The sequence below is a fragment of the Nonomuraea phyllanthi genome (assembly GCF_006334985.2).
In the GTDB taxonomy this organism is placed as follows: Bacteria; Actinomycetota; Actinomycetes; order Streptosporangiales; family Streptosporangiaceae; genus Nonomuraea; species Nonomuraea phyllanthi.
Window position 1 is genome coordinate 289,370 of the sequence record NZ_VDLX02000013.1, and the last position, 24,145, is coordinate 313,514.

General features: G+C 72.1%; 24 protein-coding genes. 9 read left to right on the forward strand and 15 right to left on the reverse strand.

Annotation, left to right across the window (positions count from 1 at the left end):
- Nucleotides 1-18 precede the first annotated feature (18 nt).
- From FH608_RS32345 to FH608_RS32355, 3 genes are all read right to left on the reverse strand, one after another.
- Nucleotides 19-1,152 (reverse strand): Mrp/NBP35 family ATP-binding protein, encoded by a 1,134-nt coding sequence (locus FH608_RS32345; protein ID WP_139637206.1) that lies wholly within the window; start codon nucleotides 1,150-1,152, stop codon nucleotides 19-21.
- Between the two features lie 217 nt (nucleotides 1,153-1,369).
- Nucleotides 1,370-1,837, reverse strand: a complete 468-nt coding sequence (locus FH608_RS32350) for a DUF1003 domain-containing protein (protein WP_139637207.1) — start codon at nucleotides 1,835-1,837, stop codon at nucleotides 1,370-1,372.
- On the reverse strand, nucleotides 1,827-3,068 hold the full coding sequence (locus FH608_RS32355) for a magnesium transporter MgtE N-terminal domain-containing protein (RefSeq protein WP_226900086.1): 1,242 nt from the start codon (nucleotides 3,066-3,068) through the stop codon (nucleotides 1,827-1,829). Before FH608_RS32355 ends, FH608_RS32350 begins: the two co-directional genes overlap by 11 nt.
- Nucleotides 3,069-3,164: 96 nt before the next feature.
- Between FH608_RS32355 and FH608_RS32360 the strand changes: the two genes are divergently transcribed.
- Nucleotides 3,165-4,136 carry an EamA family transporter gene (locus FH608_RS32360; protein WP_139637208.1) on the forward strand — a complete coding sequence of 324 codons (972 nt, stop codon included), beginning with the start codon at nucleotides 3,165-3,167 and terminating at the stop codon, nucleotides 4,134-4,136.
- A 33-nt stretch (nucleotides 4,137-4,169) separates the two neighbouring features.
- Here the strand turns inward: FH608_RS32360 and FH608_RS32365 are convergent, their stop codons facing one another.
- On the reverse strand, nucleotides 4,170-4,565 hold the full coding sequence (locus FH608_RS32365; RefSeq protein ID WP_226900087.1) for a hypothetical protein: 396 nt from the start codon (nucleotides 4,563-4,565) through the stop codon (nucleotides 4,170-4,172).
- 22 nt (nucleotides 4,566-4,587) lie between these two features.
- On the opposite strand from FH608_RS32365, the gene FH608_RS32370 reads away from it, so the two are divergent.
- The gene (locus tag FH608_RS32370; protein ID WP_139637209.1) at nucleotides 4,588-5,520 is read left to right on the forward strand and encodes an HpcH/HpaI aldolase/citrate lyase family protein; all 933 of its coding nucleotides are present in this window, start codon (nucleotides 4,588-4,590) and stop codon (nucleotides 5,518-5,520) included.
- A gap of 43 nt (nucleotides 5,521-5,563) precedes the next feature.
- On the opposite strand, the gene FH608_RS32375 is transcribed toward FH608_RS32370, so the two are convergent.
- Both FH608_RS32375 and FH608_RS32380 read right to left on the reverse strand, forming a co-directional pair.
- Nucleotides 5,564-6,106 carry a DUF6529 family protein gene (locus tag FH608_RS32375; protein ID WP_139637210.1) on the reverse strand — a complete coding sequence of 181 codons (543 nt, stop codon included), beginning with the start codon at nucleotides 6,104-6,106 and terminating at the stop codon, nucleotides 5,564-5,566.
- Nucleotides 6,103-6,873 carry a hypothetical protein gene (locus tag FH608_RS32380; RefSeq protein ID WP_193318745.1) on the reverse strand — a complete coding sequence of 257 codons (771 nt, stop codon included), beginning with the start codon at nucleotides 6,871-6,873 and terminating at the stop codon, nucleotides 6,103-6,105. Before FH608_RS32380 ends, FH608_RS32375 begins: the two co-directional genes overlap by 4 nt.
- Nucleotides 6,874-6,973: 100 nt before the next feature.
- Here FH608_RS32380 and FH608_RS32390 point away from each other — a divergent pair, with 100 nt between their 5' ends.
- Together FH608_RS32390 and FH608_RS51760 are read left to right on the forward strand one after the other, a co-directional pair.
- Nucleotides 6,974-7,960, forward strand: a complete 987-nt coding sequence (locus FH608_RS32390) for a CPBP family intramembrane glutamic endopeptidase (protein WP_193318746.1) — start codon at nucleotides 6,974-6,976, stop codon at nucleotides 7,958-7,960.
- Nucleotides 7,961-8,034: 74 nt separating this feature from the next.
- The gene (locus FH608_RS51760; protein ID WP_193318747.1) at nucleotides 8,035-11,247 is read left to right on the forward strand and encodes a WD40/YVTN/BNR-like repeat-containing protein; all 3,213 of its coding nucleotides are present in this window, start codon (nucleotides 8,035-8,037) and stop codon (nucleotides 11,245-11,247) included.
- Here the strand turns inward: FH608_RS51760 and FH608_RS32400 are convergent.
- Complete coding sequence (locus tag FH608_RS32400) at nucleotides 11,244-11,654, reverse strand: NUDIX hydrolase (RefSeq protein ID WP_139637214.1); 411 nt, start codon at nucleotides 11,652-11,654, stop codon at nucleotides 11,244-11,246. The genes FH608_RS51760 and FH608_RS32400 overlap by 4 nt on opposite strands.
- 74 nt (nucleotides 11,655-11,728) lie before the next feature.
- On the opposite strand from FH608_RS32400, the gene FH608_RS32405 reads away from it, so the two are divergent.
- The 4 genes from FH608_RS32405 (at nucleotide 11,729) to FH608_RS32425 (ending at nucleotide 15,779) form a co-directional block, all read left to right on the forward strand.
- The gene (locus FH608_RS32405) at nucleotides 11,729-12,355 is read left to right on the forward strand and encodes a DUF6758 family protein (protein WP_193318748.1); all 627 of its coding nucleotides are present in this window, start codon (nucleotides 11,729-11,731) and stop codon (nucleotides 12,353-12,355) included.
- Nucleotides 12,356-12,418: 63 nt separating this feature from the next.
- Nucleotides 12,419-13,138 (forward strand): MBL fold metallo-hydrolase, encoded by a 720-nt coding sequence (locus FH608_RS32410; protein ID WP_139637215.1) that lies wholly within the window; start codon nucleotides 12,419-12,421, stop codon nucleotides 13,136-13,138.
- Nucleotides 13,139-13,426: 288 nt separating this feature from the next.
- Entirely contained in the window at nucleotides 13,427-14,497 is a 1,071-nt protein-coding gene (locus FH608_RS32415; protein WP_226900088.1) for a RecB family exonuclease, read from the forward strand.
- Between the two features lie 106 nt (nucleotides 14,498-14,603).
- Nucleotides 14,604-15,779, forward strand: coding sequence for an MFS transporter (locus tag FH608_RS32425; protein WP_139637216.1), 1,176 nt, complete (start codon nucleotides 14,604-14,606; stop codon nucleotides 15,777-15,779).
- Here the strand turns inward: FH608_RS32425 and FH608_RS32430 are convergent.
- The 3 genes from FH608_RS32430 to FH608_RS32440 all read right to left on the reverse strand — a co-directional run bounded on the left by FH608_RS32430 (nucleotide 15,730) and on the right by FH608_RS32440 (nucleotide 19,573).
- Nucleotides 15,730-16,641 (reverse strand): oxygenase MpaB family protein, encoded by a 912-nt coding sequence (locus FH608_RS32430; RefSeq protein ID WP_139637217.1) that lies wholly within the window; start codon nucleotides 16,639-16,641, stop codon nucleotides 15,730-15,732. The genes FH608_RS32425 and FH608_RS32430 overlap by 50 nt on opposite strands.
- A gap of 13 nt (nucleotides 16,642-16,654) precedes the next feature.
- Nucleotides 16,655-17,545, reverse strand: a complete 891-nt coding sequence (locus FH608_RS32435) for an alpha/beta fold hydrolase (protein WP_139637218.1) — start codon at nucleotides 17,543-17,545, stop codon at nucleotides 16,655-16,657.
- A gap of 117 nt (nucleotides 17,546-17,662) precedes the next feature.
- The gene (locus FH608_RS32440; RefSeq protein ID WP_226900089.1) at nucleotides 17,663-19,573 is read right to left on the reverse strand and encodes a DEAD/DEAH box helicase; all 1,911 of its coding nucleotides are present in this window, start codon (nucleotides 19,571-19,573) and stop codon (nucleotides 17,663-17,665) included.
- A gap of 351 nt (nucleotides 19,574-19,924) precedes the next feature.
- Here FH608_RS32440 and FH608_RS32445 point away from each other — a divergent pair, with 351 nt between their 5' ends.
- Nucleotides 19,925-20,563 carry a ferritin-like fold-containing protein gene (locus tag FH608_RS32445; protein ID WP_193318749.1) on the forward strand — a complete coding sequence of 213 codons (639 nt, stop codon included), beginning with the start codon at nucleotides 19,925-19,927 and terminating at the stop codon, nucleotides 20,561-20,563.
- A 360-nt stretch (nucleotides 20,564-20,923) separates the two neighbouring features.
- On the opposite strand, the gene FH608_RS32450 is transcribed toward FH608_RS32445, so the two are convergent.
- The 5 genes from FH608_RS32450 to ligD (FH608_RS32470) all read right to left on the reverse strand — a co-directional run bounded on the left by FH608_RS32450 (nucleotide 20,924) and on the right by ligD (FH608_RS32470) (nucleotide 24,098).
- Nucleotides 20,924-21,154 carry a DUF3107 domain-containing protein gene (locus FH608_RS32450; RefSeq protein WP_139637221.1) on the reverse strand — a complete coding sequence of 77 codons (231 nt, stop codon included), beginning with the start codon at nucleotides 21,152-21,154 and terminating at the stop codon, nucleotides 20,924-20,926.
- A gap of 88 nt (nucleotides 21,155-21,242) precedes the next feature.
- Nucleotides 21,243-21,863, reverse strand: coding sequence for a TetR/AcrR family transcriptional regulator (locus tag FH608_RS32455; RefSeq protein WP_226900090.1), 621 nt, complete (start codon nucleotides 21,861-21,863; stop codon nucleotides 21,243-21,245).
- A gap of 210 nt (nucleotides 21,864-22,073) precedes the next feature.
- Entirely contained in the window at nucleotides 22,074-22,283 is a 210-nt protein-coding gene (locus FH608_RS32460; protein WP_139637223.1) for a hypothetical protein, read from the reverse strand.
- Between the two features lie 43 nt (nucleotides 22,284-22,326).
- Nucleotides 22,327-23,199: a non-homologous end-joining DNA ligase gene (gene ligD, locus FH608_RS32465; protein WP_139637224.1), complete on the reverse strand. Its 873-nt coding sequence runs from the start codon at nucleotides 23,197-23,199 to the stop codon at nucleotides 22,327-22,329.
- The gene (gene ligD / locus FH608_RS32470) at nucleotides 23,196-24,098 is read right to left on the reverse strand and encodes a non-homologous end-joining DNA ligase (RefSeq protein ID WP_226900091.1); all 903 of its coding nucleotides are present in this window, start codon (nucleotides 24,096-24,098) and stop codon (nucleotides 23,196-23,198) included. The genes ligD (FH608_RS32465) and ligD (FH608_RS32470) overlap by 4 nt, the downstream gene beginning before the upstream one ends.
- Nucleotides 24,099-24,145: the final 47 nt, after the last annotated feature.

Sequence of the window (24,145 nt, forward strand, 5' to 3'; positions counted from 1 at the left end):
GCGCAGCCGTAAAGGAAACTACCGGGGCGAGAGGTTGAGGTGGAGCCCCTTGAGCGTGGTGGAGCGCTTGCTCAGGGTGGAGGCGATCTTGCGGAGCTCGGCGGCGGCCGGGGAGTCGGGCTCGGTCAGGACCAGGGGCTTGCCCTCGTCGCCGCCCTCCCGCAGTCGCAGGTCGATCGGGACCTGGCCCAGCAGCGGGACGCGCGAGCCCAGCGTGCGGGTCAGGGCGTCGGCGACCGTCTGGCCGCCGCCCTCGCCGAACACCGCGATGCGCTCGTCGCAGTGCGGGCACGGCAGCCAGGCCATGTTCTCGATGACGCCGGCGATCTGCTGGTGGGTCTGCGCGGCGATCGAGCCGGCCCGCTCGGCCACCTCGGCGGCGGCCATCTGCGGCGTCGTCACGACCAGGATCTCGGCCGTCGGGAGGCGCTGCGCCACCGAGATGGCGATGTCGCCCGTGCCCGGGGGCAGGTCGAGGAGGAGGACGTCGAGGTCGCCCCAGTAGACGTCGGCCAGGAACTGGTGGAGCGCCCGGTCGAGCATCGGCCCGCGCCAGACCACCGGCGTGTTGCCCGGCGGCTTGAACATGCCGACCGAGATGACCTTGATGTCGTGGGCCACCGGCGGCATGATCATGTCTTCGACCTTGGTGGGCCGCTCGGAGGCGCCCAGCATGCGCGGGACGCTGTGGCCGTAGATGTCGGCGTCGACGATGCCGACCTTCAGGCCGCTGGAGGCCATCGCGGCGGCGAGGTTGACCGTCACGGACGACTTGCCGACCCCGCCCTTGCCGCTCGCCACCGCGAAGACGCGGGTCAGCGAGCCGGGCTGGTTGAACGGGATCTCCTTCTCGGGCCCGCGGTCGCCGCGCAGCTTGGTCTGGAGGGCCTTGCGCTGCTCGGTGCTCATGACGTCGAGCTCGATCTGGACGCCTGTCACGCCTTCGAGCCCGGAGACGGCGTTCGTGACGTCGCGGCGGATGGTGTCCTTCAGCGGACACCCCGACACGGTGAGGTAGATTCCCACGCTGACCGCGCCGTCGGCGGCGATGTCGACGCTCTTGACCATGCCGAGGTCCGTGATGGGCCGGCGGATCTCGGGGTCGATGACGGTGGCGAGGGCGGCCGTCACCTGTTCCTGGGTTGGTGCCATCGGTGTCTCGGCACGAGGGAGTGCCGTCCCTCCTTTGTCGGTCTATGTGTGACAGGCGCAGGACAACCGGCGAGGATGCCCCTCCATGGTATGAACAGGCGGCCTCGCTGAGATAATCCGTGCTGTTAGATGTCTGTGCAACAACGTCTTAAGGCTACTGCGTGCCCTGCCCGCCTGGTGTCCGCGACCTGCTGGGCGTCGCGGGGGCCGCCCGGCGTCAGCGCCGCTCCCTGAGCTCCTCCGCCAGCCGTCCGAGCTCCGCGCGCAGGTAGTCGCGGGTGGCCACCTCGTTCAGCGCCAGCCGCAGCCCGGCGATCTCCCGGGTCAGGTACTCGATCTCGGCCTGGGTGCGCTCGGCGGCCTCGCGGTCCTGCTGGTACTGGACGCGGTCGCGGTCGTCCTGGCGGTTCTGCGCGAGCAGGATCAGCGGCGCGGCGTAGCTGGCCTGCAGCGACAGCATCAGCGTCAGGAAGATGTACGGGTACGGGTCGAAGGCGAGGCTCGACGGCACGGCGATGTTCCAGGCGGCCCAGACCACCACGAAGACGGTCATGTAGACCAGGAAGCGCCCGGTGCCGAGGAAGCGGGCGATCTGCTCCGAGAGGCGGCCGAACGCCTCCGGGTCGTAGTGCGGTCGCAGCGAGCGGCGCAGGGCGCGTGGCTGGTCCAGTCGTTCACTCGTCACGGTCGTCGGCCCTCTCGCGCCATTCCTCGCGGTCGTCGGCTCTCTCGCGCCAGTCCTCGGGGAGCATGTGGTCGAGCACGTCGTCGACCGTCACGGCCCCCACCAGCCGGCCCAGCTCGTCGACGACCGGCGCGGCGACGAGGTTGTAGTTGGCCAGGTAGTAGGTGACCTCGCGCAGCGTGAAGTCGGGCCTGATCGGGTCGATCGACGGGTCGAGCACGCCGCCGAGCATGGTGGAGGGCGGCTCGCGCAGCAGCCGCTGGAAATGGGAGACGCCGAGGTACGTGCCCGTCGGCGTCTCCGTCGGCGGCCGGGTCACGTAGACCTGGGCGGCCACGGCGGGCGTGAGGTCCTGCTGCCTGATGTGGGCCAGCGCCTCGGCGACCGTCGAGGTGGGCGGCAGGATCACCGGCTCGCTGGTCATCACGCCGCCGGCGCTGGACTCGGGGTAGGTGAGCAGGCGCCGAACCGGGGCCGCCTCTCCGGGCTCCATGAGGGCCAGCAGCCTGGACGCCTGCTCCTCCGGCAGGTCGTGCAGCAGGTCGGCGGCGTCGTCGGGTCCCATCTCCTCCAGCACGTCGGCGGCCCGCTCGGGCTCCAGCGTGCCCAGGATGCCGATCTGGTCGTCGGGCGGCAGCTCTTCCAGCACGTCGGCCAGCCTGACGTCGTTCAGGGCGCGGGCGATCTCGACGCGCCGCTTGCTGGGCAGTTCGTGCAGCGCGCTGGCCATGTCGGCGGCCCGCAGCGACTCGAACGCGGCGATCAGCCCGGCCGCCCCCTGGTCCTTCTGCAGCGTGTCGAACCCCGACACCTCCTCCCAGGAGACGATCCGGGTCTCGCGCCTCCTGCGCCGGTGGAGGGCGACCTTGGTGATCTCCCAGGTGGACGGCTTGACGTCCTCCATGGCCACGTCGTAGACGGTCATGGGCTGGCCCTCGCACCGCACGGTCAGGTCGAGCATCTCGCCGATCACCAGCGTCTCGGTGGCGCGCTGCTCGAACCTGCGCATGTTGAGCCGCCCGGTGAAGACCACCGACCCCGCCTCGATGCGGCGTATCCGGGTGATGGGCAGGAACACGCGCCGGCGCGGCTGCACCTCCACCACCATGCCGTGGACGGTGGGCCGGCGGCCGATGCGCAGGCCGACCACGACGTCCCTGACCCGGCCGATCTGGTCGCCCGCCGGGTCGAAGACCGCGGTCCCGGACAGCCGGGCCACGAAGATCTGCACGTGGCCAGGCTAACAGTGCTGGTCCGTTGCGCCCGGGACGCCTCACATGTCAGTATCCAACATGCTTAACGGTAATTACTGGCCGGGTGGTGGGCGATGAGGTATGCCGGGCTGGGGCTCGCGTTCGTGTCGGCGTGGTGTTTCGCGTTCTCCGGCCCGATGGCCAAGTATCTCAACGCCGCCGGGCTGGCCCCGATCGAGGCCGTCTGGACGCGGATGGCGGGCGCCGGGCTGCTGCTGCTCGCCGTGCTGGCCGTGGTGCGCCCGCGGGCCCTGCGGATCCCCCGGTCGCGGCTGCCGTTCCTGGGGCTTTATGCGGTGATGGCGGTGGCGGGGGTGCAGTCGCTGTATTTCGTGGCGATCACCCGGCTGCCGGTGGGGATCGCGTTGCTGCTGGAGTTCATGGCGCCGGTGATGGTGGTGGCCTGGGTCCGGCTCGTACGGAAGCTGCGCCTCGCTCCGGCCGCCTACATCGGGGCCGTCGTCGCGGTCGTGGGCCTCGCGATCGTGGTCGAGGCCTGGCAGGGCATGCGGCTGGACGCGCTGGGCCTGCTGCTCGGGCTGCTGGCCGGGGCGTGCTGCGCCGGATATTTCCTGATGAACGATAGCTTCGGCGACGATGTGGACCCGCTCGGGCTCATCGCCTGGGGGATGGCGGGGGCGGCCGTGGTGCTGATCCCGTTCGCGCGGCCCTGGGACATCCCGTGGGAGGCGTTCACGGCCACCGCCGCCCCGGGAGGCGGCCTGGAGCTGCCGGTGCTGGGGGCGTACCTGTGGATGGTGGTGGTGGCCACCGTGACGGCGTACATCCTGGGGGTGAACGCCGTGCGGCGGCTCTCGGCCGCGGTGGGGGCCACGGTCGCGTCCCTGGAGGTGATCGGCGGCGCGGTGGTGGCCTGGGCGCTGGTCGGCGAGACGCTGGGCGTCTTCCAGGTGGTGGGCGGCCTGCTCGTGCTCGGCGGCGCGCTGCTCGCCCAGACCGCGACCGCGAGCGCCCGGCCGGAGCCCGCCGTGGAGACCGGCGCGCCGATCGTGGTCGGCGGTCAGCAGGCGGCGGACCAGGCGTGAGCCTCGTGGCGGCGGGGCGCGAGCCGCGCGGCGTCAGGCGCCAGGGGTGACGCCGGCCGTGGAGGTGTCGGGGGTCAGGCGCAGGATCGTCGAGTCGCGGGCCCACCGCTCGGTGAGGTGCTCGCTGTCGCGGGCGTTGAGCCGCTCCTTGGCCAGCACCGCCACGGCGTCGGCCGCCTCGGCCGGGTCGACCGCCGTGACCGCCGCCTCGAACTCCACGAGCCGGGCCCCGTTGTCCTTGCTGCGCAGCGTGACGTGGACCCGGTCGAGCGCGTCGAGCCCGGGCAGCTCCTGCTCCTCGCCGCCGGTCACCACGTAGATGGCGCCGTCGTGCCAGGCGTGCCAGGCCAGGCGGGGGCGGTCGAGCGTGAGCCAGAGGATGCCGGACTTCCTGGCGCCCTCCTCGATGGCCGCGATGCCGTCCGTCATGGCTCGACTGTAGCGTGTGCGCATGCGCTCACGACGTTCCGTGCTGGCCGTGCCAGGCAGCAATCCGCGCTTCCTCGCCAAGGCCCGGACACTGCCCGTCGACGAGGTCTTCCTCGATCTGGAGGACTCCGTCGCGCCGCTGGCCAAGGAGCAGGCGCGGGCGAACGTCGTGGCGGCCCTGCGCGAGGGCGGCTGGACCGGCAAGACGCGGGTGGTCAGGGTCAACGACCTCACGACGCAGTGGACGTACCGGGACGTGATCGAGGTCGTCGAGGGGGCGGGGGAGTTCCTCGACTGCGTGATGCTGCCCAAGGTGCAGGACCCGACGCAGGTGGTCTGGCTCGACACGCTGCTCACCCAGATCGAGAAGACGATGGGGCACACCGTGGGCCGCATCGGCATCGAGGCGCAGATCGAGAACGCCCGGGGCCTGGTCAACGCCGACGCCATCGCCGGGTCGTCGGAGCGGCTGGAGACGCTGGTGTTCGGCCCGGCGGACCTCATGGCCTCGATCAACATGCGCACGCTCGTCGTCGGCGAGCAGCCGCCCGGCTACGTCGAGGGCGACGCCTACCACTACATCCTCATGCGCCTGCTCATGGCCGCCAGGACGCACGACCTCCAGGTCATCGACGGCCCCTACCTGCAGATCAAGGACCTCGACGGCTTCAGGCGGGCCGCCAGGCGGTCGGCGGCGCTCGGGTTCGACGGCAAGTGGGTGCTCCATCCCTCCCAGGTCGACGCGGCCAACGAGGTGTTCTCGCCCTCGCAGGAGGACTATGACCACGCCGAGCTCATCCTGGAGGCCTACGAGTACTACACCTCGGTGGAGCGGCGCGGCGCGGTCATGCTGGGCGACGAGATGATCGACGAGGCCTCGCGCAAGATGGCGCTGGTGGTGGCCGCCAAGGGGCGGGCCGCCGGCCTGAGCCGCACGAAGAGCTTCACCCCGTGACGCGGTACGCCGGGCTTCACCCCATAAGGCGGTACGTCGGGCCTCACACCTTGAGCCCGATGGCGGTGAAGAACCAGAACGACGACGTCAGCCAGATCCCGACGAGCGCCGTGAACGCCAGCCCGCCGAGCACCGGCAGCGTCCAGCCCGGCGCGTCCCGCCTGGGCAGCGCCAGCAGCTTCGCGGTGAACAGGCCGTAGAAGAAGCAGCCGAGGAGCGAGTGCGCGAGCACGCGCGGCACGTCGTACTGCAGGCCGAGGGCGTAGAGGCAGTGGAAGGCGACCGGGATGGTGAGCAGGAACGCCAGCCGCCCCGACCAGCGGTGCACGGCGGGCGGGATGGTGATCCCGAGCCTGCCCCACATCGACAGGGCCGACACCAGCTGCACGAACGCCAGCACCAGCGCCCCCGTCGTCAGCCACGCCTTCATCGGCAGCGCGGCGGAGAACCCGGCCACGCCGACGGCGAAGCCGGTGGGCGTGTGCGCCCGCCCGTAGACGCCGAGCGCGAGCACCACCAGGCCGCCGGCCAGCAGCGGCACGAGGAGCGGGGTCAGGCCGCGGGATCGCCGCGGGACGGCGGTCATCGGAGCTCCTCGATGAAGCCGTCCACGTCCTCGGGCTGGAGGGTGGCGCCGCCGACCGTCACGGGCGCGGTGGGCCGCCCGTCCTGCAACCGGGGGACCGGCACCTGCGTCTCGCCCTCGAACGCGGCGCCGACCTGCGTGTAGCCGCCGTTCGGGTTCTTCAGCACGATCCAGCCCGCCCTGAGCCTGGCACCCCTGACCATCGCGGTGGCGCGGTAGAGGCCGGACGGCTTGACCACCGTGGGCGCGACGAAGCGCCACTTCCCGCCCCCGATCGCGACCGAGCCCCTGGCCCGGCCGCCGGCCAGCTCGGCCGTGACCCTGCCGCCGCCACGACTGGTCAGCCGCAGCTCCCCGCCCGACTCGGTGCCCTTGAACCACGCCTCGGCGCGGCCGTCGCAGAAGTAGCCGATGGCCTGGCCGTCCCTGATCGAGATCGCGATGAGGCCGCCGTTGCCCTTGACGCGGCCTCCGTAGTCCGCCTTCCTCGGCGCCGTCCGCACGGGCTCGGGCGCGGCGGTCTCTTGGGCGGAGGGCGCCGGGCTCGTCTGCCCGGTGGCCGGCGGCGCGGCGGACTCCCCGGCGGCCGGTGCGGTGGCCTCCGCGGTGGCCTCCGCGGTGGGTGGTGCGGTGGTTTCCGCGGTGGACGGGGCTCGCGCGGCGGCCTCGGTCACGGGCGCCTGCGCCGCGATGGCGCTGGCGACGCCCAGCCCCACGGCGAGCACCGCTCCCGCCGCGAGGGTGATGACAGGTCCCGGTCTTGACATGGTCGGCTCCCAGGGTCGAAATGCCGTACGGCTTCGAGCATCCGCCGAATCGCGAGGACCGTCTGTGAACTATTGCGCATCCGATCGACAGAATGGATGGATGCAGCAGAACCCAGGACACCAGCCTTCCCACGGCTACGGCATCCAGCCGCCGGTCTACCCGTATCGACCGCCGTCCTGGTTCCTGCCGGCGCCTCGCGGGGCGCGCTACGACCACCTCGCCAGGACCACCGCCGCGCAGCCGTGGCGGGCCATCGTGGGCACGCTCCTCATCGCCGTGGGCTTCTTCCTGATCGGCTGGGTGGTGATCGCGGGCGGCGTGGTGGCCGCGATGCTGCTCGGCATCCCCACGCCGCTGAACGCCGAGGGCCAGCTGTTCGGGGATCCGGTGTTCTCGCTGGTCGTGGTGCTGTTGTCGATCGCGCCCGTGCTCTTCCTCGTGCAGGGCACGGCCGCGCTCGTCCAGCGCAGGCGTCCCGGGACGCTCTCGTCCGTGGCCGGGCGGCTGCGCTGGCCGTGGCTGCTGAGCTGCCTCGGGGTGGCCCTCGTGGCGATGGTGCTGGGGCAGGTCACGCAGGCCGTCGCGCTGACGCTGTCGGGCCAGAGCACCGACATGTTCGGCTGGGCCGGGTGGCCGGTGTTCCTGCCCGCGCTCGTCGTGCTGGTGGTGCTCGTGCCGTTCCAGGCGGCGGCCGAGGAGTACGTCTTCCGCGGGTGGTTCGTGCAGGCGGTCGGCGCCCATGTGCGCAATCCGGCCTGGTCCATCCTGCTGGGGTCGGCGCTGTTCATGTCACTGCACGGCTATTCGTGGGCCGGGCTGGTGGACGTGTTCGGGTTCGGGGTCGTCATGGGGTTCCTGACCGTGCGGACCGGGGGACTCGAGGCCGGGATCGCGCTGCACGTGCTGAACAACATGGTGGCCTTCGGGGTGAGCGCCGCCGCGGGGAACCTCAACGAGGCGCTGAACCAGGGGGCGGTGACGGTTCCGTGGGAGGCGCTGTCGGGGACGGTGGTGCAGCTCGGGGTGTACGGGTTTGGTGTGTTGTATCTAGCTAAAAAGCAGTCACTTCACACTATTTCCGGATAAAGCGGGCGTGGGGTGCCGGGAATCTCGCTAGAGAGGTCTCGCTATTCCGGCTGAGTCATGCTGGTCTGGATGCTGTGGAACGGACCAGCGTGCCGCTCCACCCGTACGACACGTCCGACCAACGGGAGGTACGGCGCGTGGCCTCCGGCCCCAGCGAACCGCCTTGGCGACCGCCGGCTGACGACGACCCGCGTCCGGAGGACGCGCCGGATCCGCGGCCCCCGGAAGAGCCGCGGATCAGCCATTCGCCGCCCGGGCCCACCGACGACCGGGCCAGGGGTTTGCCGCTGACCTCGCCCTGGGGCATGCCGCCGTTCGCCGCGCCCGTGCCGGAGGACGAGCCGCAGGAACCGCCCCGGGGCCGCATGCCGTACAGCTCGCCGACGGCCGAGCCCGAGGTGGAGCCGCGCCGCCGCCCGCGCCGCCTCGTCAACCGGCCCGACAAGCTGGTGGCGGGCGGGCCGGCCCCCACCGCCCGCCCCGAAGGACGGCACCCGCAAGCCCCGCCGTCGTCCGACCCTCCGCCGTCGTCCGACCTCCGGCCATCGTCCGACCCCTGGCCGTCCTCGGACACCCGGCCGTCTGCCGAGACCCGGCCGTTCTCCGAGGCCTCGCGATCCTCCGGCGCTCCGACGTCCCCGGATACGGCCCAGTTCCCGGATGCGGCGCAGTCCCCGGACGCGGTGCCGTCCCGGGACGAGACGCCGTCGCCGGCCGGGGGCTCCGCCCAGGGCGGGCCGCCGTCCCACGGGGCCGTCCAGGAGGACGACGCGGCAACCCCGGAGTCCGCGCCGCCGCGCAGGGAGCCCCCGTACCGGCTGGTCTATCCGGTGGAGCCGCGCCGGCCGGCCCCCGGGCAGGAGGCCGAACCGGAGCGGGAGGACGAGCCCGAGGTGCGGCGGGTGGGGCGGCCGCCGGCCGGTCGCCCCACCAGGCCGGACCTCCTGGTCGCCACCGGCCCGCCGCGCCCCCAGGGGTCGAGCGGCCGGCACCACAGAGGCCCGGCTCCCGCCGCCATCCGCAGGTCCAGCCCGGTGCGCCGCCGCAGCAGGGCCATGCCCGTCGTCCTGACCGTGGCCGTGGCGGTCCTGGTTGCGGCGGGCGTACTCGTCTGGCAGTGGACCGACGACGAGCCCCCCGGCCTCCGCCTGGCGGCCGGCACGGGTCGGTCGGGAGACGAGCTGTTCACGGTCCCGGCGGCGGGTGAGGGCGCCGACCAGAAGCTGAACGACATGGCCGCCTCGGGCCGCGCGGTGGTGGCGGTCGGCAGCGACACGACGAGCCCGACGCCGCGACCGCTGTTCCTGTTCTCGCCGGACGGCGGCAAGAACTGGCAGCTCGGCCAGGTCCGCGGCACCTCCACCCCCACGGTCCAGCGGGTCGTCGGCGGTGACGGGCACTGGCTGGCCGTGGGCGGGGACGGCGTGTCCGAACGCACCCTGTGGACCAGCGACGACGGGTTCAGCTGGACTGCTGTGGAGCCCGCGAGGCCGGCCGCTTTCAGGGACGGCGACCAGATCCACGACATCGCGAGGACGGCGTCGGGGTTCGTGGCGGTGGGCCGTACGACGGGAGACGACGGCGGGACGGGCCCCGCGGCCTGGCGCTCCGCCGACGGCCGGTCCTGGGAGCGGGCCGAGACGAGGGGGCTGGAAGTCGGCGAGATCAGGGCGGTCGTCGCCCAGGGCGACACGGTCGTGGCCATCGGAGACCCCGCGGTCGGCGAGGGATCGCGGGTGCTCCGGTCGGCCGACGGCGGGCGCACCTGGCGGGCGACCGGCTTCCAGCTCCCCGAGGCCGTGCCCCGGACGGGGACGCTGGCCGTGGCGCCCAAGCGGTTCGTGCTGGTGCCGACGCGGCAGCGCACGATCGCGGGCGACGTACGCGTCTACTGCTCGCCGACGGGGGCGCGGTGGTCGCTGTGCGGCTCCATCGGCGGCCTGAGCGGCGAGAGCGTCGGCGTCGAGTCGCTGATCTCCTACCGGTCCGGCGTCGCGGCGATCGCGCAGGCGGGGCTCGGCCGCTACTCCGTGCTGACCAGCGCCGACGGTCGCCGGTGGGCCGAGCGGGCCGATCTCGGCGACCTGACCGGCGCGACGCTGCGCGGGTTCGCCATCTCCGACGCCGGCACCCTGTTCGCCGGGGGCGACCAGGCGACGTCCGACGTCGACAACCAGCTCGTGCTCATGGCCGCGCCCCCGCGCGGGGCAGCCACCCGCGTCAAGCTCGGCGAGATCGACGGGCTGACCAGGATCGCGCGCGAGACCAACGCGCTGGCCGCCTTCGACGGCCGGTACGTCGCCGTCGGCTCGGCCTCCGGCGACGCGGGCCTGTGGACGATCAGGGACTGGCGGAGCTGGAAGTCCATGAGCCTCGGCGGGCCCGGCAGGCAGCGGCTGGAGGACGTGGCGCGCGGCGCGCGCGGCTGGCTGGCCGTCGGCGCCACCGAGACCAACGTGGCCGCCACCGACCCGCTCCTCGTCACCTCCGGCGACGGCGAGAGCTGGAAGAAGGTCAACGTCACCGGCGACCTGGCCCGCGCCGCGGACGTCCCGTACCTGGAGACCCACGTCGTGACGGCGGGGACGGACGGCTACGTGCTGGCGGGGGAGACCAGGGATCAGGCGGGCACCACCCGCGCCGCCATGTGGTTCACCCCTGACTTGCGCAAGTTCACCCGGTCGAAGAAGCTGCCGCAGGGCGGCTCGGGGGTGCGCGTGTACGACGCCGTGGCGAGCGGGGACGGGTACGTGGCGGTGGGCGGCTCGGGCGGCGGCGACCACGAGAGCAGCGTGGTCTGGCACTCCCCGGACGGCGTGAACTGGAGCTCCCGCAAGCGGGTGGCCCCGCCGGACGCCACGTCCGCAGGACTCCGACGGGTCACGATTTATCAGGCCAAGCTGGTGGCCATCGGCACGGCCGTGACGGGAGGCGCGCGCCGCGCCTTCGCGGCCGTCTCGGACGACGACGGCGAGACCTGGCAGACGTCCTGGCTGCCCGCGGAGCAGGCGGCGGCGGTGTACGACCTGGCGGCGGCGCGGGAGGGCCTGGTGGCGGTGGGCTGGCACGGCGCGCCGGGCGAGGGTGACAGCACGGCCTGGACCTCGCAGGACGGGCTCTCGTGGAACCGCATGGAGCTGACCAGGGACCGGCTGGCCGGGCAGGGGTCGCAGTGGCTGTCCGCCGTGGCGGTGTCGGGCTCGGAGGTCGTGGCGCTCGGCCGGTCCACGACGTACTACGCCGACCACCTGATCCTGTGGACCTCCAGCCTCACCGCGAACCGCTAGGGGACGGGCGGGCCGGTCGGGAGCACGTCCCAGCCGGCCAGCGCGTCGAGCAGCCCGTCGGCGAGCGGCAGCCGTACCAGCTCGTCCATGGCGCACCAGCGCACGTCGGCGGCGTCGTCGCCCGCGACGGGCACGCCTGCCGCCACGCGGGCGAGGTAGTCGCGGATCACGTACGTGACGCCGCCGGGGCCCGGGCGCTCCACCACCCCGGCGAGCCGGCCCACCTCCACGCGCAGCCCGGTCTCCTCCAGGACCTCGCGCCTGAGCCCTTCGGCGTCCGTCTCGCCGGGCTCCAGCCGCCCGCCGGGGACGGACCACGTGCCCATGCCGGGCGGGTGTCCGCGCTTGATCAGGAGAAGCTGGTCAGAGGCGTCGAAAATTATCGCGCCGACACAATTTACGCGCACATGACCAAGATTACGACGTGATAACGGGAAGCGCCCTTGACGGGCCGGTACCGGAGAAAGCACCGTGGGTAGTTGTGAGAGCGGCTCCGACGTGCCCACGGTGTTTTGGCCCGCTTCACGGGCCGAGTGCGTGGTCGAGCGCGTTTCGATGTGACACGCACGGCGACGTCCTGCCCTACCAGCCGCCGTGGCCACCGACCAGTACGGCGCTGGAAGCCATCCGCAAGAGCGCCGTGGTGCCCGTGTGGCTGCCATGGCCGCTGCCCGCCGGGTGGCTGGTGACCGGGTTCGGCGAGGTGGGCGACCAGCGCACCGGCGCCCGCGCCAGCCTCGTCGCGCTGACGGGGCCGTCGCTCATGGAGGGCCCCGCCGACCTGCTCGTCATCGCCGAGGAGCCGGGCATCGGCATCGGCGCCGCGTTCGCGGGGCTCGACGGCCCCGACCCCGGCGAGGGCTTCGACTCCGGGCCGCCGAACGCCAAGATCCACGTGCTCGGGCACCCCACCGCCCTGTGGTGCGTGGGCGGCGCCGCCGACCGGGCGGTCTACGCGGGCGAGGCGCTGGGCAACTGGCTGTGGACGATCGCCTGGCCCGCCGACGCCGGCTGCATGATCGCGCTGTCCGAGCTGTCGCTGCTGGACGTGCGAGATCACGACCTGGACGTCCCGTACGGCGCCTTCTCCCCGAGACTCGAGGACTGAGGCCGCCTCCACTTCGTGGCGCTCGATTCGCTCTGTCATGCAGACGGGCTAGAGTTCGGAGGCGTGACAGCGCGTATCGAGCGAGTGGTGACCGAGGGCGTCGTCGAGATCGACGGCACCGAGCACAAGGTCGAGAACAACACCTGGATCGTCGGTGACGACGACGAAGTGATCGTCGTCGACGCGGCGCGTGACGCCGAGAAGATCCTTGAGCAGGTCGGCGAGCGCGAGGTGCTCGCCGTCATCTGCACGGCGGGCCTGCCCGACCACGTCGGAGCCGCCATCGAGGTGGCCAGCAGAGACGAGGCCGTGGTCGCCCTGCATCCCAAGGACAAGCCACTGTGGCGGGAGACCTGGCGCGAGACCTGGCCCGACATCGACATGGAGGACGACGGCATCTTCGGCGTCGCCGACGTGCAACTCGATGTCCTGGAGACGCCCGGCGTCACGCCCGGCGGCGTGTCGCTCTACTGCGAGGCGCTCGGGGCCGTGTTCACCGGCAAGGCCCTCCAGGCCGACGGGCCCGGCAAGCTGGGCGGCGAATACCCCGCCCTGCCCGACCAGCTCACCTCGATCGGCGGGCGGCTGTTCACGCTGCCCGCCGACACCAGGGTGCTGGCCGCCCACGGTGACGAGGTCACGGTCGGCGACCTGGAGCCGCACTTCGACGGCTGGGTGTCGGGCTCGCTGACCCGGTCCGACTCCGACTCCGACGACGACCAGGGGCCGCTCACCGACGGCACCGGCATCTCCGGGATCAAGCTCGACCCGGACGACCGGTAGGCGACGGGCTTCTCAGCGACCCTCTGCGGAGCAGGCGGTCGAGCCGGGCTCCTTCTGTGGAGCGGAGCCGCGGTGAGCAGGTGAGGGAGCGCCCTCGTCCCGGAGGAGGAGCGGCGGGAGCGCGGCGACCAGGCGATGGGGGAAGGTGGCGGCATCCGTGCGACCAGACCGACGGGAACCGGCGGCGGCATCCGTGCGAGCGGACCGGCGCGAACCGGCATCCGTGCGAGCGGGCCGGCGGGAGCCGGTGGCATCCGGACGGGCGAGCCGGCCGTGCGGGGTGAGGCCATGAGCGCGGTGCAGGGGCAGCTCCCGCTGGAGGGGATGCCGCGGCGGCTCTATTCGTGCACGCCGTCGCGGTTGAACGCCTGGCTCGACTGCCGCCGCCGCTACCGGTTCAGCTACCTCGACCGGCCGCAGCCGTCCAAGGGCCCCGCCTGGGCGCACAACAGCGTCGGGGCGAGCGTGCACAACGCGCTGGCCGGGTGGTGGCGGGAGCCGTACGAGCGCCGGAGCCCGCTGACGGCCGCCATTCTCCTCACGAACGGCTGGATCACCGAGGGGTTCAGGGACGCCGAGCAGTCGGCCCACTGGCTGGGCCGCGCCCGCGACCTCGTCTCCGGATATGTCGCGACTTTAGACCCCACCGATGATCCGGTGGGCGTCGAGCGCACGGTCGCCACCCGCACCAAGGTCATGGCCTTGTCCGGCCGCATCGACCGCCTCGACCGGCGCGGGGACGAGCTCGTCGTGGTCGACTACAAGACCGGCCGCCGCCCGCTCACGCAGGACGACGCCCGCTCGTCGCTCGCCCTGGCCGTGTACGCGGTGGCCGCCTCCACGATGATGCGCACGCCGTGCCGTACGGTCGAGCTCCACCACCTGCCGACCGGCGAGATCCTCGAGTGGCGGCACACGGAGGAGTCGCTGGAGCGCCATCTGCGGCGGGCGGAGGAGCTCGCGACGGAGGCCTCGGCCGCCGACGAACGCTACCGCGCCGTCATGCCCGCACCGGCCCGCGCCCCCGGCCGCACCGCTTCACGAGGCGATGGCTCCCGAGGCGGCGGCTCTTCAGGCAGTGCCCCGGCCGCGGCTTCGGGCCGCACTCCGGGCGCGGCTGCGGGTGGCACTTCGGGTGGTGCTCCGGGCGCGGCTGTGGGTGGTGCTTCGGGTGGTGCTGCGGGCGGCGCTCCGGGTGAGCGGCCGTTCGTCGGGCCCGCGGCGGTGCCGGACGAGATCGACGCGCTGTTCCCGCCCAATCCCGGCCCGATCTGCTCCTGGTGCGACTTCCGCCGCCACTGCCCCGAGGGCCGGTCCGTCGCCCCCGACCGCCGCCCCTGGGACGGCCTGGCCGAGTAATCCCGCCTCCGGGAGGGAGGCGGCAGGGTGTGAGCCGCCGCGCGACCACCAGGGCCGTTGGGTGGACATCTGCGGCGTCAGTGGTTATGACCGAAAAGTGACACGTGTGGGGCGGTTACCGGCGGCCGTGGCGGTGGGCTCGTTGTTCAACCCGCTCAACTCCTCCATGATCGCCGTAGCGCTGGCCCACATCGAGGCCGAGTTCCACGTCGGCATCGCCGCCGTGACCTGGCTGGCCGCCGGCTTCTACCTGGCAGGCATCATGGTCCCGCCCCTGATGGGCACGCTGGCGGACCGGCTGGGCCCGAGGCTGGTGTTCTGCGCCGGGCTGGTGACGATGGCCGTCACGGGCGTGCTGGCCGCCCTCGCCCCGTCGTATCCGGCGCTGGTCGTGGTCAGGCTGCTGCAGGCGTTCGGGAGTTGCGCGACGATGCCCGCCGGGATGGCGATCGTGCAGGCCGCGATGCCGGGCGAGGACGGGAGGCCGCCGCCGCGCGTGATCGCGACGATCTCCATGGTGCTCACCGCCAGCGCCGCCGCCGGGCCGGTGCTCGGCGGGTTCCTGGTCTCGTGGTGGGGCTGGCGGGCGATCTTCCTGGTCAACCTGCCGCTCGCGGCGGTCGCGCTGGTGGTGGCGCTGCGCTGGCTGCCCAAGGTGCGCGTGGAAGGCCGCAACCAGGCCCTGCTGCCCCGCCCGCGCCCCCAGCTGATGGCGACGTGCGGCCAGTTCGCCCTGGTCAACGTGGTGTTCTACTCGGCGTTCTTCGTGGTGCCGCTGTGGGCGCAGAGCTCGGCGGGCCTGCCGGCGCACATCGCCGGGCTGCTGGTCCTGCCCATGGCCGGGCTGGCGATCGTCATGACGCCGGTCGCCGTGGCGCTGGCGCGGCGGGCCGGCATGCGCACGGTGCTGGTGGCGGGCGCGGCGCTGCTGCTCGGCGGCTCCTGCCTGATGCTCCAGGTGGGGCCGGTCTGGCTGGTGCTCGCGGTGGCGGCGCTGCTCGGGGTGGCCTCGGCGCTCGGCCAGTTCGCGCTGAACTCGCTGGTGTTCGTGCACGCCGACCCGCGTGACACGGGCATCGCGGTGGGGCTCTTCCAGGCCTCCAGGTACGTGGGCGCCGCCACCGCGTCCTCCCTGCTCGGCGTGCTGTTCGACGGCAGGGGCCTGGGCGGCAGCGCATGGACGATGACCGGCGTGTCCGTGGCGGTGCTGGTGGGCGGGTCGGTCCTGCCGGTCAGGCGGCCGGAACGGCAGGTCGCCGGCGCGGATCGGTCAGGCCCCTGAGCCCCTTGCTCACGTCGTAGCCGGCCGCGCCGAGCCGTTCCCTCGACGCCCGCAGCATCTCCCGCGTGGCCGGCATGAACACGCGGTCGTACACCGGCTCGGGCAGGGAGTTCAGCCCCAGCCTGAACGCCTTCAGCGCCGCCGTGACGGTCGCGCCGGGCACCTCCGGCAGGGCGCCGTACAGGCGCCTGGCCCACTCCGGCAGCGTGTAGTAGCAGAGCGCGCCGAAGGGGAAGTAGGCGGGCTTCCCAGGCGACAGCAGCCGGAGATCGTGCGGCAGCCTCGGCCACATCAGGAACCGCACGGTCGAGGCCGCCTCGTCCGTCACGCGCAGGGTGGGGCGTACCTGCTTGAAGTAGGCATCCATCTCCGCGCACGAGCCGGGCACGTCGTCGAGGTGCAGGCCGACGTAGGTGGCGCTCCTGCGCTGCTCGTAGAGGTAGCGGTCGGCCTGGCGCTCGGTGAGCCCGAGCCCGCCGCGCCTGGCCGCCTCAAGGTACGACGACACCTCCGCGCAGTGCACCCACAGCAGCAGCTCGGGGTCGTCCACCCGGTGCGTCCTGCCGGTGTCGGGATCGCGGATGCGCAGCGCCCGGTGGATGCCGCGCACCCGCCGGCCGATCTCGTCGGCCTCCTTCGGGCTGCCGAACGTCACCCGGCCCACGAAGTCGGCCGTGCGGCGCAGCCGTCCGAACGGGTCGTCCTGGAAAGTGGAGTTCTGCCAGACGCCGCGCATGGCCAGCGGGTGCAGCGCCTGGAGCATGAGACCGCGCACGCCGCCCACCCACATCGAACGGTCGAGGTGCACCTTCCACGTCACGCTGTGCGGCGGCTGGACGACGAGTTCTCCGAGGTTCGCCATGGTGGGGACAGGATTACAGGACACCGGATCTGGTGTCCAAATAGTGCTTCTCCGCCGCGTTCCAGAACCTCACCAGCGCCGCCGCCGTCGTCTCCGGCGCCTCGACGGCCGGGGAGTGCACGGCCCCGGGCACGACCACGGAGTCGGCCCCGAGCCGGTCGGCCATCTCCGACTGCGTCTCGGGCGGCCAGCCGTCGTCGTGCTCGCCGTACAGCACGAGGGTGGGCACCTCGATCTGGCGCAGCTCGTCGGTGCGGTCGTGCATGGTCAGCACCTGCTTGGCCATGCACGCCAACGCGGTCGGCGAGTTGGTGAGCAGGCGCTTGCGCAGGAACGCCAGGATGTCGTCGGACACGTCGTTGGCCAGCGCCTCGGGCTCCAGCCGGTGGGTCCACACGTGTTCGAGCCCGAACGCGTCGACCTCGGCCATGATCTTCCGGCCGCCCAGCGCCCGCCGGCCCTCGATGGCCCCGGGGCCGGAGCTCATCAAGGTGAACGACGCGAACTTCGTGCGCCCGTCGATCACCGCTTCCCTCGCCACCAGCCCGCCGAAGGAGTGGCCCACCAGGTGCACGGGATCTCCGCCGCCGATGATCTGGGCGAGCGCGTCGACGTCGGCGCCGAGCGCGGGGCAGGTGTAGGCGGCGGGCTCGTCAGGGCCGGGGGTTTCGTACTGGCCGCGCTGGTCGATGGCCACCACCCTGCGCCCCGACTGGGCCAGGGTCATCAGCACCGCGATGAAGTCTTCCTTGCTGCCCGTCAGGCCGGGGACCAGCAGCGCCGGCCAGCGCTCAATCACACCGCTGACCGGTCGCGCGTCCAGGGCCGCGAACGTGCCCTGCGGCGTTTCGATCTTCTGCGGTGCGACGCCAGGAGGCAGATCGAGGAATCGCGGCGTACTCACGTGGGGCAACAATACCCAGAGGTCAGCGGCTCGACACCGGTAACCCGTCGCCTGGCCCTGGCCGGGGACATGGAAAGGCGCGCACCCGGGCTCGGGTGCGCGCCTGTCATGCGGTGCTCAGCCTGTGCGGCGGGGGCGGTTGCCGCCGCCTCCGCCACGGGACTGGCGGCGCTGCTGCTTGCGCTCGGTGGCCGCGGACGGGGCGATGTCGTCGTCGTCCGTGGCCAGGTCGGGTGACTGGAAGATCACCGTGAACGGGTTGGGTGGGATGATCCGCTCCGGCTCCGTGCGCACCGGCGCGGGCGGGGGCGCGAAGAAACTCGGCTCCCGCTCCTCGACGGGCGCGCTCGCGGGCCGGGACTCGACGGCGGCGGGCCACGCCTCGACGGCCCTTGCCTCGACGGCCCTTGCCTCGACGGGCCTCGCCTCGACGGACCGCGACTCTGCGGCCCTTGTCTCGGCGGGCCTCGTCTCCGCGGCGGCGGGCTTGGCTTCGGCACGGCGGGAACGGGTGCTCCGCACCGGCGCCTCGGCGGCCTCGGGAGCCGCTTCCACGCCCGGACCGGGATCGGTGGCCTTGACCGGCGCCTCGGGGGCGTCGGCGAGCGCCTGCTCGATGGCGGACGACGCCGCCCCCCTCCGCGTGCGGGCCCGCCTCGGCTCGGCGGCCGCCTGGATCTCGTCAGCCGAGAAGATCGCGGGAGTCTCCTCCGCCCTGGCATCCACGAGCTCGACCTCCGGAGTCTCGGCGGCTGCGGTCTGCGCCAGCTCCTTGCCGCCGCGGGTGCGGCGGCGCTGGCGCGGCGTGCGGGCAGGGCGCTCCTCGCGCTCGTCGCGGCGACGGCCGCCACGACCGCGGGGCCTGCCCGTCTCCCCGAGATCCTCGATGCGCTCCGCGGACAGCCCGGCACGCGAGCGGTTAGCGTGAGGCAGGACGCCCTTGGTGCCCTCGGGGATGTTGAGCTCGGAGTAGACGTGCGGCGAGGTGGAGTAGGTCTCCTCGGGCTCGGCGAAGTCGAGCCCGAGCATCTGGTTGATCATCTTCCAGCGGGTCAGCTCCTCCCACTCCACGAACGTGACCGCGATGCCCGTGCGCCCGGCCCGGCCGGTGCGGCCGATGCGGTGCACGTACGTCTTGTCGTCCGTGGGGCAGTCGTAGTTGACCACGTGGGTGACGTCGTCGATGTCGATGCCGCGGGCCGCCACGTCGGTGGCCACCAGCACGTCGATCTTGCCGTTGCGGAACGCGCGCAGCGCCTGCTCGCGTTGGCCCTGGCCGAGGTCGCCGTGGACGGCCGCGACCGCGAAGCCCCGCGTGTCGAGCTGCTCGGCGACCATGTCGCAGGCCCGCTTGGTCTCGCAGAAGACCATGGTGAGCCCGCGGCCCTCGGCCTGCAGCAGCCGCGCCACGATCTCGATCTTGTCCATGCGGTGCGCCCGCCACACGATCTGGCGGACCTGCGGCGTGGTCTCGCCCTCGCCGCTCTCGTGCTCGGCGCGCACATGGGTCGGGCGGTTGAGGTATTTCCGCGACAGCGCGACGACCTCGCCCGGCATGGTCGCCGAGAACAACATCGTCTGCCGCTGGGCGGGGATCAGCTTGAAGATCCGCTCGACGTCGGGCAGGAAGCCCAGGTCGAGCATCCGGTCGGCCTCGTCGAGGACGAGGGTGGTGATCTGGCTCAGGTCGAGGTGCTTCTGCTTGACCAGGTCGAGCAGGCGGCCGGGGGTGCCGACGATGACGTCGACGCCGGCCTTGAGTGCCTCGATCTGCGGCTCGTACGCGCGCCCGCCGTACACGGTCAGCACGCGGGAGCCCAGTTTGCCCGCGGCGGTGACGAGGTCCTCGCTCACCTGCACGGCCAGCTCGCGCGTCGGCACGACGACGAGCCCGCGGGGCTTCTTGCGGTTCTTGCGCGGCTTGCCGATGCCCTGGAGCATGGAAATGCCGAACGCGTAGGTCTTGCCCGTGCCTGTGCGTGCCTGGCCGATCAGGTCCTGGCCGCTCAGTGCGAGCGGGAGAGCCATCTCTTGGATGGGGAACGGTGTGACGATGCCCTCGGTCTCAAGGGCATCGGCGATTTCTGGTGTGACTCCGAGGTCTCGGAAGGTCGTCAGCGTGGCCTGCCTCAGTTCTCAAATGAAGGCGGACCTAGCCGGGACCGACGGGCGGAAAACAGCCCCCGTTACGTGGGTCCTCGCGGTAGAGCCAGCCCTCTCGCGTCATCAGCGACCGCGCACCCGGAGTGGGGGTGTCCGGGGAAATCCCCCCGGACTAACACAGTGCGGTCGCACTTTCACAGAGCAGTGTACTCGATACCACAACGCTGGCCGAGCTCACGTATGTTCCCACAGATTCGCCGAAGTACGCTGCCTTTCATGAACGAGTCTCCAGGAGTCGTCGACCTGCTCGGTGTGCTCGCCTACGCGGAGCTCAGCGCGTACGCCAGGATGACCGAGGACGCGGCCACGCTGGCGCCCACGCTGGCCGACCGCGCGGCGCTGAGCGAGCTGGCCGTGACCGAGTACGCCCACTTCCGCCTGTTGCGCGACAGGCTCGCCCGACTCGGGGCCGACCCCGACGAGGCCATGTCGCCGTTCGTCGGTGCCCTGGACGCCTGGCACGCGCAGACCAGGCCGGGCGACTGGTTGCAGGCGCTGGTCAAGACGTACGTGGGGGACGGCATCGCGCTCGACTTCTACCGCGAGGCGGCCCGGCACCTCGACCCGTCGATCGCCGAGCTGGTGGACGAGGTGCTGGTCGACGAGGAGCGGTCGCAGTTCGCCGTGGAGCGGGTCAGGGCCGGGATCCAGGCCGCGCCCACGAAGGCCGGGCGGCTGGCGCTGTGGGCCCGCCGGCTCGTCGGCGAGGCGCTCAGCCAGGGGCAGCAGGTGGCGTCGGCGCGGCCGGAGCTGGCGACGCTGCTGGTGTCGGGGGAGGGCGCTGCCGATATTTCACGACTTTTCGCGACGTTGACGGAGGCTCACAACAAGCGCATGGCCGCCATGGGTCTCTGACCCCCGGTCCTGCGCGACGCTCCCGGGACGCGCGATCGTTGCCTCTCGCGGAGGCCCGCGCATGCCGAGGCCTCCAGGGGACGTCCGCGCATGCCGAAGCCTTCTAGAGGACGCCCGCGCATGCCGAGCCGGATGGTCGCGCCCTCGCCGCCAACGGCGGGAGGGGACCACGGCCCAGGTGGGGGTGGCGGTCGGGTGGGGGCTGAGCGTGGTGAGCGCGGACCGGCACAGCCCCGCACCGACCCTAAGGCCCCGCACCGACCCTGAGGCCGGCGCCGGATGGGCGGCGGGCAGGGCGTCGACAAGGAGCGTGGCTCGGGAAGGGTACGGCGCGAAGAGCCGTACCCCAGGGCCCGAGTCTCAGAGAGTGCCGCCGAATCCGACGGGCCGGGCCTCGTCCTCGCCGATCTCGACGAAGCCGATCGAGGCCACGGGAACCACCACCCGCCGCCCCTTCACATCGGTCAGGGCGACCACGCCACGCTCGACCGCCAGCGCGCTGCGGATCTGCTCCTCGACCTCCTCGGAGGTGAGGTCGGTCTCGAGAATGAGTTCGCGGTGTACGGAGCGTACGCCGATCTTGACTTCCATCGTGGCTCCTTAGTCGACGGGCTGGCTCACTCCCATCGTGGCGGCTAGTACCCGCGTACGCCGTGACTGATCGCGCCCAGCGAACGGGTTATGCCGTACGCGGAAAACCGCTGATGCCCCGCCAGGCCAGCCGGGCCATGAGCTGCTCGGCCGCGTCCTTCGGGATGGAGCCGTGCGTGGTCACCCAGTAGCGGGCGCTCACCTCGGCCATGCCGACCAGGCCCATGCCGAGCAGGTGCGCCTCGTCGCTGGCGCACCCGGTGTCCTCCTGGATGACCGCGCTGACCATCTCGGCGCACTCCTGCAGCGAGCGCTCCACCCGCTGGCGCACCGGCGCGACGTTGCGCAGGTCGGACTCGAACACGAGCCGGAACGCCTCGCCCTGCGTGGAGACGAAGTCGAAGAACGCGCTGAACGTGGCCTGCACGCGCAGTTTGTTCTCGTGGGTGGAGGCGAGCGCCTCCCTGCAGCGGTTGACCATGTCGTCGACGTGGAGGTCGAGCAGCGCGAGGTAGAGCTCCAGCTTGCCGGGGAAGTGCTGGTAGAGCACCGGCTTGCTGACTCCCGCACGGTCGGCGATCTCGTCCATGGCGGCCGCGTGATAGCCGTTCTGCACGAACACTTCCTGCGCGGCGCTCAGCAGCTGCCGACGGCGCGCCAGCCGGGGCAGCCGGGTGCCCCGGGGCTTCGCATCCGGGGTTGCGGTCACACGGATCTCCATAGGTCTCTCAGCGGGCTGTGCGGACATCCTACGTGCGGGCGGGCCGCGGATTCATGGCCTCGCCCGTCGTCCTCCCGCCGCTCCCGGCGATCGGCACGGCCATGGAAGGGGCGCCGGAAGAGCCGTCGGACGCGGGCCGAGATCATCGCGAAGCCGTGTCAGCATCGCGTGGCCGGCGGTGCGGCCGGCCGCGCGCGGTCAGCGGTATTCGTCGTCGTCGAGGTCCACCACGCGGTGCTGATCGGCCGCGTCGGCGGGATCGACGTCGAGCGGCAGCTCGTAGCGGAGCCTGCCGGAGCCGTGGCGTATCTCGTGATGCTGCTCGGCCGCGTCGGCCTCGGGCGTCTCGATCGACAGCTCCTCCTCCTCTTCCACGTCGTAGGAGAGCTCGTCCCCGCGTATGTCCATCTCCGACATCTCTGGTCCCCCTCTTGGTGTGGACGGCTCCAGCCTACGCCCGGCCGAAAAGGTCGCCGCGCTTCTCCACTCTCGCGAGTACGTCGGGCGCGGTGAACACCAGCTCCTCCGGCCTCTCGCAGCCCTCGACCTCCTTCCACAGCAGGGGTGTCGAGACGGTCGGCCGGTCCTTGGCCCGCAGGGAGTAGGGCGCCACGGTGGTCTTGGCCGGGTTGTTCTGGCTCCAGTCGATGAACACCTTGCCGGGCCTGAGCTTCTTCGTCATCACGCTGACGACCTGCTCGGGATGCTCCTTCTCGAGGCGGCGGGCCAGCTTCTTCGCGTAGTCGGAGGGCTCCTCGCGGCAGTCCCAGTCGGCGTACAGCTGCATGCCCTTGCTCCCGCTGGTCTTGGGCCTGGCGGTGAGACCGTCCTCCTCCAGCGCCTCGCGCAGCATGAGCGCCACCTCGCAGCACTCGACGATCGTCGCGGGCGGTCCGGGGTCGAGGTCGAACACGATCATGTCGGGCGGCAGCGCCTCGCCGTCCTCGTCGACGCGCCACTGGGGGACGTGCAGCTCCAGCGCGGCCAGGTTGGCGTAGTAGACGAGCGTGGGCAGGTCGTCGACGACGGCGAAGTCGATGGTCTCGCGGTTCTTGGTGCTGCCGGGGGCGGGCAGGGTGACCTTCCTGACCCAGGACGGGGTGTGCTCGGGGGCGTTCTTCTCGAAGAACGACTGGGCGGTGACGCCGTTCGGGTAGCGCTTGACGGTGAGGGGCCTGCCCTGGAGGTGGGGGAGGAGCACGGGGGCGATGCGGCTGTAGTAGTCGATGATCTCGGCCTTGGTGAAGCCGTACTCCGGATAGAGGACCTTGTCCAGGTTGCTCAGCGTCAGCTCGCGCCCGTCGACCTTGACCGGCACCTTCATCGGGTCACCTCCGAGGGGAGCTTGTCGGGCCGCAGCCCGCGCCACACGGGGTGCCGCAGCCGTTGTTCGTCGGTCCACATGGTGTACGCCACCTCTCCGACCAGTTCCGGTCTGACCCACCGGTTCTTCCACGGAACCTCGTTGCTGAACGGGCTGCGCGAAATCTCCAGCGGACGCATCCGCCGGTGGAGGTCGTCGAGCACGGCGTCGGTGAACCCGGTGCCGACGTGTCCCACGTACGTGAGCCCCTGATCAGTGAACACGCCCATCACGAGCGACCCGACCCCGCCCGACCGGCGTCCCTTGCCGGGCTTCCAGCCGCCGATCACGACCTCCCTGGAGGTCAGGTTCTTGACCTTGATCCACCAGGGGGAGCGCGTGCCGGCCCGGTAGGGGGAGTCAAGGCGCTTGGCGACCACGCCTTCGAGCCCCTGCTCGTACGTGGCCGCGAGCAGGTCGGAGTCGCCGGGGAAGTACGGGGGAGCGCCGACGTCCAGCTCGTCGAGCAGCGCCCGCCGGTCCCGGTACGGCAGGTCGAACAGCGGCAGGCCGTCGAGGTAGAGCAGGTCGAAGGGCATGTACGTGATGGGGTACAGCTCCAGCATGACCGGCTCGGGATCGGTCAGGTGCATCCTGTGCTGCAGCCGCTCGAAGCTGGGCCTGCCGCGCCGGTCGAGCGCGACGACCTCGCCGTCGATGATCGCGTTCTTGACCCCGAACCCCGAAATTTCCGGATACCTCCGCTTGTACTCCACCCCATGCCTGCCCGTCACCCTCAGCCCGCCGTCGAGGTGCACGATCGCCCGGATGCCGTCCCACTTGACCTCCAGCCCGTACCTCTCCCGATCAGGAGGTAGTTCCCCAGGTACGGCAAGCATCGGTTCGACCGGGTATGGCATTGCTTGCACCATGACGGGTATGTGCCCATTGGCGACCCAATGAGAGC